Here is a 13182-nt window from a genome sequence, read left to right on the forward strand (position 1 = left end):
ACCCAGGGAGCAGGAGACATGACGGAGGGCGCGATGGGCACGGGTGAGGTGAGCGGTCGCGGGCACGAGTACGACCTCGTCGTGCGCGGCGAGCGCGTGCTCGTCGCCGGTGGCGAGCACCCGCGCGAGGTAGGTGTCGTCGGGGGAGTGGTCCGCGCGATCGAGCCGCTCGGCGCGGGGCTCGACGGCGCGCGCGTCGTCGAGCTGGGGCCGCACCAGGTGCTGGTCCCCGGGCTCGTCGACACGCACGTGCACGTGAACGAGCCGGGGCGCACCGAGTGGGAGGGGTTCGCGTCCGCGACGCGGGCCGCCGCCGCGGGCGGGGTGACGACGATCGTCGACATGCCGCTCAACTCGATCCCCCCGACGGTCGACGTCGAGGCGCTCGAGACCAAGCAGAAGGTCGCGCGCGACCAGGCGTTCGTCGACGTCGGGTTCTGGGGCGGCGCCGTGCCCGGCAACGCGGACGAGCTGCGGCCCCTGTGGGACGCGGGCGTGTTCGGGTTCAAGTGCTTCCTGCTGCACTCGGGGGTCGAGGAGTTCGGGTACCTCGAGCCGGACGAGCTGGAGGCCGACCTGCGCCTGCTCGCCGACTTCGACGGGCTCATGCTCGTGCACGCCGAGGACTCGCGCGCGATCGAGCGGGCGCCCACCCCGCACGGCGACCACTACGACACGTTCCTCGCGTCGCGCCCGCGCGGCGCGGAGAACGTCGCGATCGCCGCGGTGATCGAGGCGGCGCGCTGGACCGGGGCGCGCGCGCACGTGCTGCACCTGTCGAGCTCGGACGCGCTGCCGATGATCCGGAGCGCGAAGCGCGAGGGCGTGCGCCTCACGGTCGAGACGTGCCCGCACTACCTGGCGCTCGCGGCCGAGGAGATCCCCGACGGCGCGACGCAGTTCAAGTGCTGCCCGCCCATCCGGGAGATCGACAACCGCGAGCTGCTCTGGGAGGGGCTGCTCGACGGCACGATCGACTGCATCGTCTCGGACCACTCGCCGAGCACGCCCGACCTCAAGGAGCTCGACACGGGCGACTTCGGGACGGCGTGGGGCGGCGTGTCGTCGCTCCAGCTCGGGCTCGCGATCGTGTGGACCGAGGCGCGGACGCGCGGCGTGCCGTTCGCGCGCGTCGTCGAGTGGATGTCGGCTCGCCCGGCGGCCGTCGCGGGCCTGCGGCGCAAGGGCTCGATCGCGCTCGGCTTCGACGCGGACCTCGCGGTGGTCGAGCCGGACACGGCGTTCGTCGTCGACCCGAAGGCCCTGCACCACAAGAACCCCATCACGCCGTACGCCGACCGCGCGCTCTCGGGCGCCGTCGTCGCGACGTACCTGCGGGGCGAGGAGATCACCCTCGACCGCCCCACGGGCCGCCTGCTCTCGCGCGGCGACGCGTGAGGGGCTGAGACTCCCGTGCCCGGCCGCGGGGGCCGGGCACGGGGAACCACCTGACCCGCGCACGACGAGGGGCGGCACCGCTGGTGGGTGCCGCCCCTCGTCGCGCGCGAGGTAGAGCCCGGGTCAGCCGAGGTAGAGCCGTGGTCGCCCGGGGTAGAGCCGTGGTCGTGACCACGGCTCTACCCCGGCGGACCAGGGCTCTACCTCGGCGGACCAGGGCTCTACCTCGGCGGGGTGGAGGGCGTGGGGTCAGGACTGCGCGAGGAGCTCGTCGAGCTGCTCATAGCCCTCGCGCACGCCGACCTCCATGCCGCTCGCGACGAAGCCGTCGCGGCCCTCGAACGAGTCGACGAGCGACGTCGCGGTGAGCCGGCTGCGGCCGTCGGGCAGGTCCTCGAACACGAGGCGGTCGAGCGAGACGCCGTCGGGGAAGCCCTCGAACGTGAACGTCTGGACGATGAGCTCGTCCGGGCGCACCTCGTGGACGCTGCCGAAGAACGCGTACTCGTTGCCGTCCGGGTCGACCTGGACGTACCGGTACGCGCCGCCCGTGCGCACGTCCCAGAGCTCGTTGCGCTGGGTGAGGTAGCGCGGGCCGTTCCAGCGCGCGAAGAGCTCCGGGTCGAGGTGGGCGCGGAAGACCTTCGCCGCGGGCGCGTCGAACTCGCGCACGATGCGGACGATCGGGAGGTCCGTGGGGACGACGATCTCGGTCTCGTGGGTGCCGGTGGTGGTCATGGTGCTGCTCCTGTCGTCGGGTCGTTCTCGGTGGTGCCCGGTCGGTCGGGCAGGTCGCGCAGGACGTCGTCGAGGCGGCGGTAGCGGTCCTCGGCCTCGCGCCGGTAGCGCTCGATCCACTTCGTCATGAGGTCCAGCACCTCCGCCTCGAGGTGCACGGGGGCGCGCCGGGCGTCCGTCGTGCGGGTCACCAGGCCGGAGTCCTCGAGCACGCGCAGGTGCTTGGACACCGCCTGGACGGACATGTCGTACGGCCGGGCGAGCTCGCCGACGCTGGCGTCTCCCGACGCGAGCCGGGCCACCATGTCGCGGCGCGTGGGATCGGCGAGCGCCGAGAACACGCGGGAGAGCGGGTCGGCCGTCACGGGACCTCCTCGTGGGGCGCCGGGGTGCGGCGTCCGGTCATCAACTCATCGGTTGACAACGACGCTACGCCGCACTCGGAGAGTCGTCAACCCTTTGGTTGAGAAAGAGGCGTCAGACGCGCCGGGCCCGCTCGAAGTCGTCGAGCGAGACCTTCCGCTCGACGGCGTGGTCGACGATCCGCTCGGGGTACCCGGCCGGCAGCTCGCGCAGCGTCCACGGCTCGTGGACCGCCCGGCCCTCGACCTCCCGCAGCTCCGGCACCCACCGGCGCACGTACGAGCCGTCGGGGTCGAACTTCTTCGCCTGGGTGACGGGGTTGAAAATGCGGAAGTACGGCGCGGCGTCGCGGCCCGTCCCGGCGACCCACTGCCAGTTCAGCTGGTTCTGCGAGACGTCGCCGTCCGCGAGGTGCGCCATGAAGTGCTCCGCGCCGCGCTGCCACCGCACGTGCAGGTCCTTGACGAGGAACGACGCCACGACCATCCGCACGCGGTTGTGCATCCACCCCTCGCCGAGGAGCTGGCGCATCCCGGCGTCGACGAGCGGGTAGCCCGTGCGGCCCTCGGCCCACGCCGCGAGGTACGCGTCCTCGGCGGCACCCTCCGCCCACGCGTCCTCGGGCACGACGTCCCGGAGCGACCGCTGCGCGGCCCCCGGGTGGTGGAACAGGACGTCCGCGTGGAACTCGCGCCAGGCGAGCTCGGAGCGGTAGGCGAGCGCGTCGTCGGACGGCGCGGAGCCGTCGTGCAGGGCGCTCCGCACGTCGGCGAGGAGCGTGCGCGGGTGCAGCTCGCCCCACTTCAGCGGCACCGACATGCCCGACGTCGCGGGCCGGTCCGGGCGGTCGCGCTCGGTCGCGTAGCCCGCGAGGTGGTCCGCGAGGAAGTCGCGCCAGCGCCGTCGCGCCGCGGCCTCGCCCGCTGCGGGGAGCCGGGCGTCGGTACCGGGGTCGGCGGGGACGCCGTCCGACCGGAGCGTGGCCCACGGCACGTCGCGCGGCCTCGGCGCCGGGTCGCGCCAGCCGTGCTCGACCCACGCGTCGCGGAACGGCGTGAAGACCTGGAACGGGGTCCCGGTGCGCGTGCGCAGGCGCCCCGGCGCGACGGCGTAGGGCGAGCCGGTGCGCACGAGGTGCGCGTCGGCGTCGGGCAGCGCCTCCTCGACCGCGACGTCGCGGGCGACGCCGTAGGGCTCGAACGACGCCGCGACGTGCACCTCGCGCGCCTCGACCTCGCGCGCGACGGCGGGCACGACGGCGCGCGGGTCGCCGTGCCGGACGACGAGCCGGCCGCCCGTCGCCTCGTCGAGCGCGGCGAGGCTGCGCGCGAGGTAGGCGCGGCGCGGGTCGCCCGCGGCGCCCCACAGGCGGGGATCGAGCACGTAGAGCGCGACGACCTCGTCGTCCGCGTCCCGGGCGGCCTGCACCGCCGCGACGAGGGCCGGGTTGTCGGCGAGGCGGAGGTCGCGGCGGCACCACCAGAGCGTCGGCATCCGGCCACGCTAACGGTCGCAGGCGGTGCACGCCGGTGGGAGCATCGCAGGATGGGTGGTGACGACCGACGAGAGCAGGACGACGCGCGACGCCGCGCCCTCGAACGCGAGGCGCGCACCGAGCCGGAGGCCGGGGCGCCGCCCCTCGGGCCGGGTACCGCGGCCGGTGTAGGGGCCGCCGAGGGCCCCGCGGCGGGGGCCATCGTCGGGGACCACGCGTTCTTCGGGCACCCGCGCGGGCTGCTGACGCTCTTCACCACCGAGCTGTGGGAGCGGTTCAGCTACTACGGGATGCGCGCGATCCTGCTGTTCTACCTCACGGACACCGTGGCGAACGGCGGCCTGGGCATCGGGGAGACGACGGGCCTCGCGCTCGTGTCGATCTACGGCACCAGCGTGTACCTGCTGTCCGTCGTGGGCGGCTGGCTCGCGGACCGCGTGATCGGGTCCCGGCGCTCCGTCCTGTACGGCGGCATCATCATCGCGGCCGGGCACGTGAGCCTCACGGTCCCCGGCGCGGGCTTCTCGATGGTGGGCATCGCGCTCGTCGCGCTCGGCACCGGCCTGCTCAAGCCGAACGTGTCGTCGATGGTCGGCGAGCTGTACGCGCGCGACGACCCGCGCCGCGACTCGGGCTTCTCGATCTTCTACATGGGCATCAACCTCGGCTCGTTCGTCGCGCCGTTCCTCGTGGGCGCCGCGCGCGCCTGGGGCGGGTACCACGCGGGCTTCGCCGTCGCGGCGGTGGGCATGGCGGTCGCGCTCGTGTTCTTCGTCGCGGGCCGGCGCTACCTCGGCGAGGCGGGGGCGCACGTGCCCAACCCCGTCCGCCCCGAGGAGCGCGCGAAGATCGCGCGGATCTTCCTCCTCATCGCGGGCGGCGTGGTGCTCGTCGGTCTGGTCGCCGTCCTCGTCGCCGGCGGGTTCGAGATCTCGACCTTCATCGACACGATGTCCTACCTGGCGTTCCTCGCGCCGATCGCCTACTTCATCGTCATGTACCGCTCGCCGCGCGTGACGGACGCCGAGCGGCCGCGCGTCATCGCGTACATCCCGCTGTTCGTCGCGGCGATGCTCTTCTGGATGATCTTCGAGCAGGCGGCCACGACGCTCTCGGCGTTCGCGAAGGACCGCACCGACCTGACGTTCTTCGGCGTGGGCATCAGCCCCGAGTTCTTCCAGTCGGTGAACCCGCTGTCGATCATCGTCCTCGCGCCCGTGTTCGCGTGGATCTGGCTTAAGACGGGCGACCGCCCGACGACGGCCAACAAGTTCGCGATCGGCCTCACCCTCGCGTCGGTGTCGTTCCTCTTCCTCGCGGCCGCGTCGGCCGTCGTCGGCGACGGCAAGGCGCCGTCGTGGGTGCTCGTGCTCGTCTACGTGATCCAGACGCTCGGCGAGCTGTGCCTGTCGCCGGTCGGCCTCGCCGCGACGACCCTGCTCGCGCCGAAGGCGTTCCGGTCCCAGGCGATGGCCCTGTGGTTCCTCGCGCCCGCCGCCGGGCAGGCCATCACCGCGCAGGTCGTGCAGGTCACCGAGGGTGCCTCCGACACCGCGTACTTCGGCGGCATCGGCGCCATCACCCTCGTGTTCGCGCTCGCGCTGTTCGCGCTCGCGCCGTGGGTCACGCGGCACATCCGCCACGCCGACGAGCTCGAGGGCGCGCACACCGCCGGGGCCTGAGCGCGACGCCCGACGACGGAGCGGGGCCGCGACGTCGCGGCCCCGCTCCGGTGCTGCGCCGTGGTGGTGCCCGTCCCGCGGCGCGTCAGCGCAGCCAGGCCGCCCGGCGCACGAGGGGGAGGGCCGCCCAGCGGCGGCCGAGGCCCCACGTGTGGCCCGCGAGCGTCGTCGCGAGGACGGCGAGGAGCAGGATCACGAGGACGTGGTCGTCGACGACCGGGTTGGTCGAACCGGCCGCGAGCGGCCACTGCGAGAGCCACAGCATCGCGAAGAGGACCGTGCCGCTCACCGCAGCGACGCGCAGGCCGATCCCCAGCAGGAGCGCGAGGCCGACGCCCAGCAGCCCGAGCATGAAGAGCCAGTCGGTGACGGGGCTCGCCATCGCGGCGAACGTGCTCGCGAGCGGGCCCTGGGCGCCGTTCTCCAGGTAGCCCTGCGTGGGTGCGCCCCCCGCGAGCCACGCGCGCTCGCGCGGGGTCGCGTACCCGAGGCCGACGAGCTTGTCGGTGAACGGCCACAGGAAGACGACGGCCGTGCCGATCCGCGTGAGCGCGAGGGCGTGGCGGGCCGACGAGCGCGTGACGACGTCGTCCTGGGTGACGGGGCCGGTGGTGCGCGCTGCGGCCCCCGGGGTGGCGCCGGGCGGCGCGGACGTGGTGGACGTGGACATGGAGGTGCCCCCTCGGGGAGAGAAGTGGTCGGGTCGGGGCCGGCGAGGACCCACCCCGACCCGAGCGGTGTGCCGCTCCCCGTCGAGGCGTCGCGGTGGTCGTCCGGCCGTGACGTGCTCGCCCACGGTGGCAGGGGTACGGGAGGCGGTTCAACCCTTACGTCCGGATCGCGTGGACATCCCGTAAGTCCCTCGGGGCTACGTACGTAGGCCGCACGACCACGAGACGGACGCCTCGGCCGGACCGCCCGGACGAGGCGTAATGTGACCCGGCGGCCGGAGGATCGGTCGCAGCACCCCGTCGAAGGAGCTGACCCGGAATGAGCCGCCCCCTGCGCTCTCGGACGTCCACCCACGGCCGCAACATGGCCGGCGCCCGCGCCCTCTGGCGCGCGACCGGCATGGGCGCGGAGGACTTCGGCAAGCCGATCATCGCGATCGCCAACTCGTACACGCAGTTCGTCCCCGGCCACGTCCACCTCAAGGACATGGGCGACCTCGTCGCGTCCGCGATCCGCGAGGCCGGCGGCGTCTCCAAGGAGTTCAACACCATCGCCGTCGACGACGGCATCGCCATGGGCCACGGCGGCATGCTCTACTCGCTCCCGAGCCGCGACCTCATCGCCGACTCGGTCGAGTACATGGTCAACGCGCACTGCGCCGACGCCCTCGTGTGCATCTCGAACTGCGACAAGATCACGCCCGGCATGCTCAACGCCGCGCTGCGGCTCAACATCCCGGTGATCTTCGTGTCCGGCGGGCCCATGGAGGCCGGCAAGGCGGTCGTCGCCGACGGCGTCGCGAAGACCCCGCTCAACCTCGTCAACGCGATCAACTACTCGGCCGACGACGCGGTGTCCGACGCCGCGCTCGCCCAGGTCGAGGAGAACGCGTGCCCCACGTGCGGGTCGTGCTCCGGCATGTTCACCGCGAACTCGATGAACTGCCTCACCGAGGCGCTCGGCCTGTCGCTCCCCGGCAACGGCTCGACCCTCGCGACGCACGCCGCGCGCAAGGAGCTCTTCCTCGAGGCCGGCCGCACGATCGTCGGGCTCGCGAAGCGCTACTACGAGGACGAGGACGACTCCGTCGCGCCCCGCTCGATCGCGACCAAGGCCGCGTTCTCGAACGCCATGGCGCTCGACGTCGCGATGGGCGGCTCGACGAACACCGTGCTGCACATCCTCGCCGCCGCGCAGGAGGGGGGCGTCGACTTCGACCTCACCGACATCGAGCGCATCAGCCGCCAGGTGCCGTGCCTGTCCAAGGTCGCGCCGAACCACCCGAACTTCCACATGGAGGACGTGCACCGCGCCGGCGGCATCCCCGCCCTCCTGGGCGAGCTCGACCGCGCGGGCCTGCTCGACCACGACGTCACGAGCGTGCACACGCCGACGCTGCGCGAGTGGCTCGACGACTGGGACGTCCGGGGCGGCAAGGCGACCGAGCGGGCCGTCGAGCTGTTCCACGCGGCGCCCGGGGGAGTGCGCACCACGCAGGCGTTCTCGACGTCGAACCGCTGGGAGTCGCTCGACACCGACGCGGCCGAGGGCTGCATCCGTGACCTCGAGCACGCGTACACCGTCGAGGGCGGGCTCGCCGTGCTGCGCGGCAACCTCGCCGAGGACGGCGCCGTGTTCAAGACCGCCGGGGTCGACCCGGACGTCTTCCACTTCGTCGGGAAGGCGCTCGTCTGCGAGTCGCAGGACGAGGCCGTCGAGAAGATCCTCACCAAGCAGGTCCAGCCCGGCCACGTCGTCGTCGTGCGCTACGAGGGCCCCGCGGGCGGCCCCGGCATGCAGGAGATGCTGTATCCGACGTCGTTCATCAAGGGCCGCGGCCTCGGCAAGGTCACCGCGCTCATCACCGACGGCCGCTTCTCCGGCGGGTCGTCGGGCATCTCGGTCGGCCACGTCTCGCCCGAGGCCGCCGCGGGCGGCGTCATCGGCCTCGTCGAGGACGGCGACGAGATCGAGATCGACGTCGACACCCGCCTCATCCGCCTCAACGTGCCCGACGACGTGCTCGCCGAGCGTCGCGCCAAGATGGAGGCGCGCGAGAACCCGTGGCAGCCGGTCGACCGCGACCGCTACGTCTCGCCGGCCCTCCAGGCCTACGCCGCCATGGCGACGTCCGCCGACCGCGGCGCCGTCCGCGACGTGTCGCTCATCAAGCGCCGCTGACCCGACGACGACGGGCCCGCACCTCCCGAGGTGCGGGCCCGTCGTCGTGCGCGGGCGCGGAGCCCCCCGCGGCGAGGGTCAGCACTCCTCCTCGGACTGCTCCGTGACGACCCACCGCGCGCCCTGCGGCACCATGACGGCGGTGCCGCAGTCGCCGCCGTCGTAGACGACGGACAGCACCGTCGCGTCGGCGCGCTCCTCGCGGACGCCGACCTCGACCTCCGGCACGTCGCCCACGGCCGCGTAGAGACCGGCGGTGGTCGTGGTCATCGACGCGCAGTCCGTGATGCCCGGCCACCCCTGTGCCGTCATCTCGGCGACCATCCGGTCGACGAGCTCCGGTGCGAGGTACCCGCACGCGACCTCGACCTCCGGCGCGCGGCTCGCGGCCAGCCACGCGCGGAACGACTCCTCGGGCGTCTCGACCTGCCCCTCGGGAGCCTCCTCGGCGCTCGCGGTCGCCGTCGCGGTCGCGGTGTCGTCGGGCGTCCCGGTCGTCGCGTCCGGTGCGGGGGCGGACGCCGCGGAGGTGGGAGAGCCGGGGCTCGTGCCCGACGGCGCGGGAGCCGCGCACGCGGCGGTCGCGGCCAGGGCGAGGACGGGCAGGAGGGCTCGGACGGCTCCGGGGCGTGTGTGCACGGCCCCATGATGCCGTGCGCCTCGCACCGCGGTCGGCCCGTCTCGGGCCTGCCCGGCCGGGCGGGCGTCCGTGCCGCGGCGCGTCCGGCGCGTCCCGCCGCGCCCCGCGCCGGTGCCGTTCCTAGAGTGGGGTCATGACTGGGCACACCTCGGGGTCCGACGCCGGACCCGACCTCAAGCCGCGCTCCCGCCAGGTCACCGACGGCCTGGAGGCGACGGCGTCGCGCGGCATGCTGCGCGCCGTCGGCATGGGCGACGAGGACTTCGCCAAGCCGCAGATCGGCATCGCGAGCTCGTGGAACGAGATCACGCCGTGCAACCTGTCGCTCGACCGGCTCGCGCAGGGCGCGAAGGAGGGCGTGCACGCGGGCGGCGGGTACCCGCTGCAGTTCGGGACGATCTCCGTCTCCGACGGCATCTCCATGGGCCACGAGGGGATGCACTTCTCGCTCGTGAGCCGCGACATCATCGCGGACTCGGTCGAGACGGTCGTCCAGGCGGAGCGCCTCGACGGGACGGTCCTCCTCGCCGGGTGCGACAAGTCCCTGCCGGGGATGCTCATGGCGGCCGCGCGGCTGGACCTGGCGAGCGTGTTCCTCTACGCGGGCTCGATCATGCCCGGCTGGGTCAAGCTCTCCGACGGCACGGAGAAGGACGTCACGCTCATCGACGCGTTCGAGGCGGTCGGCGCGTGCGCGCGCGGGCTCATGAGCCGCGAGGACGTGGACCGCATCGAGCGCGCCATCTGCCCCGGCGAGGGCGCGTGCGGCGGCATGTACACGGCGAACACGATGGCGTCGGTCGCCGAGGCGATGGGCATGTCGCTGCCCGGCTCGGCGGCGCCGCCGTCGGCGGACCGGCGCCGGGACGCGTTCGCGCACCGCTCGGGCGAGGCCGTCGTCAACCTGCTGCGGCGCGGCATCACGGCGCGCGACATCATGACGAAGGAGGCGTTCGAGAACGCGATCGCCGTCGTCATGGCGTTCGGTGGCTCCACCAACGCCGTGCTGCACCTGCTCGCCATCGCGCACGAGGCCGAGGTCGACCTCACGCTCGCCGACTTCGACCGCGTCGCGAGCCGCGTGCCGCACCTCGGCGACCTCAAGCCGTTCGGGCGCTACGTGATGAACGACGTCGACCGCATCGGCGGCGTGCCCGTCGTCATGAAGGCCCTGCTCGACGCCGACCTGCTGCACGGCGACGCGCTCACCGTGACGGGCCGCACCGTCGCGGAGAACCTCGCCGAGATCGACCCGCCGGACCCGGACGGCAAGATCCTGCGCGCGCTCGACGACCCGATCCACCACACCGGGGGCATCACGATCCTGCACGGGTCGCTCGCGCCCGAGGGCGCCGTCGTGAAGTCCGCCGGGTTCGACGAGGACGTGTTCGAAGGCACCGCCCGCGTCTTCGAGCGCGAGCGCGCGGCGCTCGACGCCCTGGAGGACGGCACGATCACGGACGGGGACGTCGTCGTCATCCGGTACGAGGGGCCCAAGGGCGGCCCGGGGATGCGCGAGATGCTCGCCATCACGGGCGCGATCAAGGGCGCGGGGCTCGGCAAGACGGTCCTGCTGCTCACGGACGGCCGCTTCTCCGGCGGGACGACCGGCCTGTGCGTCGGGCACGTGGCGCCCGAGGCGGTCGACGGGGGCCCCATCGCGTTCGTGCGCGACGGCGACCCGATCCGGCTCGACGTCGCGAACAAGACGCTCGACCTGCTCGTCGACGCCGACACTCTCGCCGCGCGCCGCGACGGGTGGGCGCCGCTGCCCCCGACGTTCACGCGCGGCGTGCTGGCAAAGTACGCCAAGCTCGTCCAGTCGGCGTCGCGCGGCGCGATCCTCGAGTGACCGCGGAGCGCGCGGGCGTCGGAGGCGCGCACTAGCGTGGTGTCGCACCTCGCCGCAGCGACGGACCCCGGAGGACGGCCATGACCCAGACGGCGGACGACCGCATCACCGCGCGCCAGTTCCACGACAGCGACGGCGTCGAGGACTGGCGGTTCATCCTGAGGACCGTGCAGACGCTGTTCCGCACGGGGTCGTTCACCGCGGGGGTGGAGCTGGTCGACGCGATCGGCGAGCTCGCCGAGGCGGCGAACCACCACCCCGACGTCGACCTGCGGTACGGGTCGGTGACGGTCCGGCTGACCTCGCACGACGTCGGGGGCGTCAGCGAGCGCGACGTGGCCCTCGCCCGGCAGATCTCCGCGGCGGCACGCGAGCTCGACCTCGTCGCGGACCCGACGGCGGTGCAGGACCTCGAGATCGCGGTCGACACCCTCGTCGGGACGGCGGTGCAGCCGTTCTGGCGCGCGGTTCTCGGGTTCGACGAGGGCGCCCCGGAGCTGCCCGCGCCCGAGCTCCGCGACCCGAGCGGGCGCGCCCCGGCGTTCTGGTTCCAGCAGATGGATGCGCCGCGCGAGCAGCGCAACCGCATCCACGTGGACGTGACGGTCCCGCACGACGTCGCGGAGGCGCGCGTCACCGCCGCCATCGCCGCGGGCGGGCACCTCGTGTCCGACCGTCGCGCGCCCGCGTTCTGGGTCCTGGCCGACGCCGAGGGCAACGAGGCGTGCGTGTGCACCTGGCAGGCGCGCGACTGACGCGAGCCGTCGCTCCCGGCCCGACGGCGGCGTGGCCCCCGGCCGGAGGTCAGGCGCGCGCGACGACCAGCTCGTCGTAGCCGGGCACCAGCACCCGCCGCTTGGCGCGGCGCGAGACGACGCGCAGGGGTGCGCCGTCGTCGAACAGCGCGTGCAGGAGCGCGGCGATCTCGGCGCGGGCGAGCGCGGCGCCGAGGCACAGGTGGCGCCCCGCGCCGAACCAGAGCTGGCGCGTCTCGCGCACGTAGGGGCGGTCGGCGCGGAACGGCCCGGCCGCTGTGTTCGCCGCCCACGTGAGGATCATGACGCGCTCCCCGGCGCGCAGGGTGCGGCCCGCGACCTCGACGTCGGCCGACACGCCCCGGCCGATCACCGACGCCGGGCTCGTCACGCGCAGACCCTCGCGCACTGCGTTCTCGACGGCGTCCGGCTCGCCGGCTGCGCGCGTGACGGGGTGGGCGCGCTCGTCGGCCAGGAGCCGGAGCAGGCGGTGCTGCTCGCCCGTGTCGATCAGGAGCGCGGTGGTGCGGGCCATCGCGGACGCCGACGTCTCGGTGCCCGCGACCATGAGCAGGCTCGCGAGCCCGGTCGTCTCCTCCAGCCCGAGGCCGAGCTCGCGGCACCGGCCGAGCAGGCGGTCGGCCGGCGCGTGCCGCCACCCGTCCGGGACGCCCTGGGTCAGCTCGGCGACGATCTCCCGCGCCGCGGCGACCTGGCCCGGCGCGAGGTACGTCGAGCCTGCGCTCCCGAGCGCGATCGACGCGAGGCGCTCGCCCGTCGCGAAGGCCGCGAGCGCGTCGTCGTCCGTCGGAACGGCCTCCGGCGTCGCGCCGGTCCCGGCGACCGCCGCTGAGCCCGGCCCTGAGCCCGCCCCGGTGGCCGCCGGGGACGGGATGCCGAGCAGCGAGATCATCATCCGGCCGACGAGCACGCGCGCGAGCCGGCCGACGTCGACCGTCCCGCCCGCGGCGAGGGTGCGGCGCGCGTCGTCGAGCGCGAGCGACCACGCGCCGTCGACCAGCGCCGCGGCGCTCGCCTCGGTGAAGAGCTCGCGCGAGCGGGTGCGCAGGTCGTGGTGGCCTGGGCCGTCGAACAGGTCGAGGACCCAGTCGCCGAGGATCTGGGCCCAGAGGTGCCCGACCCCGCCCTCGCCGACGATCGTGAAGTGCCGGTGGTCGGTGAGGATGCGGCGACCCACGGTCGGGTCGGCCGTCACCCACCCGAGGCCCGGGACCCGGCGCAGCCCTCCGCCCGGACGCGGCCCGGTGAGCGCGCCGCCCACGAGCAGCACACCGGCCATCGCGGGGCGTGCGGCGGTGAGGACCTGCAGCTCGTGCCGGGTCGTGGGCAGGGCGCGACGTCGTTCGCGGGCGGGCACGGGGGCGGTCGTGGTCGCAGTCACGGGG

At 74.2% G+C, this 13182-nt stretch carries 11 protein-coding genes; 5 read left to right on the forward strand and 6 right to left on the reverse strand.

Annotated features, from left to right (window positions below):
- The first annotated feature begins 33 nt into the window (after nt 1–33).
- Nucleotides 34–1398, forward strand: coding sequence for an allantoinase AllB (allB, locus tag ACI769_RS07510; RefSeq protein ID WP_144722666.1), 1365 nt, complete (start codon nt 34–36; stop codon nt 1396–1398).
- 249 nt (nt 1399–1647) lie between these two features.
- On the opposite strand, the gene ACI769_RS07515 is transcribed toward allB, so the two are convergent.
- The 3 genes from ACI769_RS07515 to ACI769_RS07525 form a co-directional block, all read right to left on the reverse strand.
- A complete protein-coding gene (locus tag ACI769_RS07515) occupies nt 1648–2136 on the reverse strand; it encodes an SRPBCC family protein (RefSeq protein ID WP_085387610.1) in 489 nt (162 codons plus the stop codon).
- A complete protein-coding gene (locus ACI769_RS07520; RefSeq protein ID WP_043654229.1) occupies nt 2133–2501 on the reverse strand; it encodes a helix-turn-helix transcriptional regulator in 369 nt (122 codons plus the stop codon). The genes ACI769_RS07515 and ACI769_RS07520 overlap by 4 nt, the downstream gene beginning before the upstream one ends.
- A gap of 112 nt (nt 2502–2613) precedes the next feature.
- Nucleotides 2614–3993 carry a deoxyribodipyrimidine photo-lyase gene (locus ACI769_RS07525; protein WP_034652238.1) on the reverse strand — a complete coding sequence of 460 codons (1380 nt, stop codon included), beginning with the start codon at nt 3991–3993 and terminating at the stop codon, nt 2614–2616.
- A 51-nt stretch (nt 3994–4044) separates the two neighbouring features.
- Between ACI769_RS07525 and ACI769_RS07530 the strand changes: the two genes are divergently transcribed.
- Complete coding sequence (locus tag ACI769_RS07530) at nt 4045–5676, forward strand: peptide MFS transporter (RefSeq protein ID WP_081600138.1); 1632 nt, start codon at nt 4045–4047, stop codon at nt 5674–5676.
- Nucleotides 5677–5761: 85 nt separating this feature from the next.
- Here ACI769_RS07530 and ACI769_RS07535 read toward each other — a convergent pair whose 3' ends face one another.
- Nucleotides 5762–6346 (reverse strand): DoxX family protein, encoded by a 585-nt coding sequence (locus ACI769_RS07535; protein WP_409141434.1) that lies wholly within the window; start codon nt 6344–6346, stop codon nt 5762–5764.
- Nucleotides 6347–6666: 320 nt separating this feature from the next.
- Between ACI769_RS07535 and ilvD (ACI769_RS07540) the strand changes: the two genes are divergently transcribed.
- Nucleotides 6667–8529 carry a dihydroxy-acid dehydratase gene (ilvD, locus tag ACI769_RS07540; RefSeq protein ID WP_085387612.1) on the forward strand — a complete coding sequence of 621 codons (1863 nt, stop codon included), beginning with the start codon at nt 6667–6669 and terminating at the stop codon, nt 8527–8529.
- 78 nt (nt 8530–8607) lie between these two features.
- Here ilvD (ACI769_RS07540) and ACI769_RS07545 read toward each other — a convergent pair whose 3' ends face one another.
- Nucleotides 8608–9168 carry a hypothetical protein gene (locus ACI769_RS07545; protein ID WP_085387613.1) on the reverse strand — a complete coding sequence of 187 codons (561 nt, stop codon included), beginning with the start codon at nt 9166–9168 and terminating at the stop codon, nt 8608–8610.
- A gap of 134 nt (nt 9169–9302) precedes the next feature.
- On the opposite strand from ACI769_RS07545, the gene ilvD (ACI769_RS07550) reads away from it, so the two are divergent.
- On the forward strand, nt 9303–11021 hold the full coding sequence (gene ilvD / locus ACI769_RS07550) for a dihydroxy-acid dehydratase (protein ID WP_085387614.1): 1719 nt from the start codon (nt 9303–9305) through the stop codon (nt 11019–11021).
- 80 nt (nt 11022–11101) lie between these two features.
- Nucleotides 11102–11776, forward strand: coding sequence for a 4a-hydroxytetrahydrobiopterin dehydratase (locus tag ACI769_RS07555; protein WP_043656695.1), 675 nt, complete (start codon nt 11102–11104; stop codon nt 11774–11776).
- A 49-nt stretch (nt 11777–11825) separates the two neighbouring features.
- Here ACI769_RS07555 and ACI769_RS07560 read toward each other — a convergent pair whose 3' ends face one another.
- The gene (locus ACI769_RS07560; RefSeq protein WP_232322529.1) at nt 11826–13178 is read right to left on the reverse strand and encodes a cytochrome P450; all 1353 of its coding nucleotides are present in this window, start codon (nt 13176–13178) and stop codon (nt 11826–11828) included.
- Between the last annotated feature and the right edge of the window lie 4 nt (nt 13179–13182).

The organism is Cellulosimicrobium sp. RS, from assembly GCF_046159675.1.
GTDB lineage: Bacteria > Actinomycetota > Actinomycetes > Actinomycetales > Cellulomonadaceae > Cellulosimicrobium > Cellulosimicrobium funkei.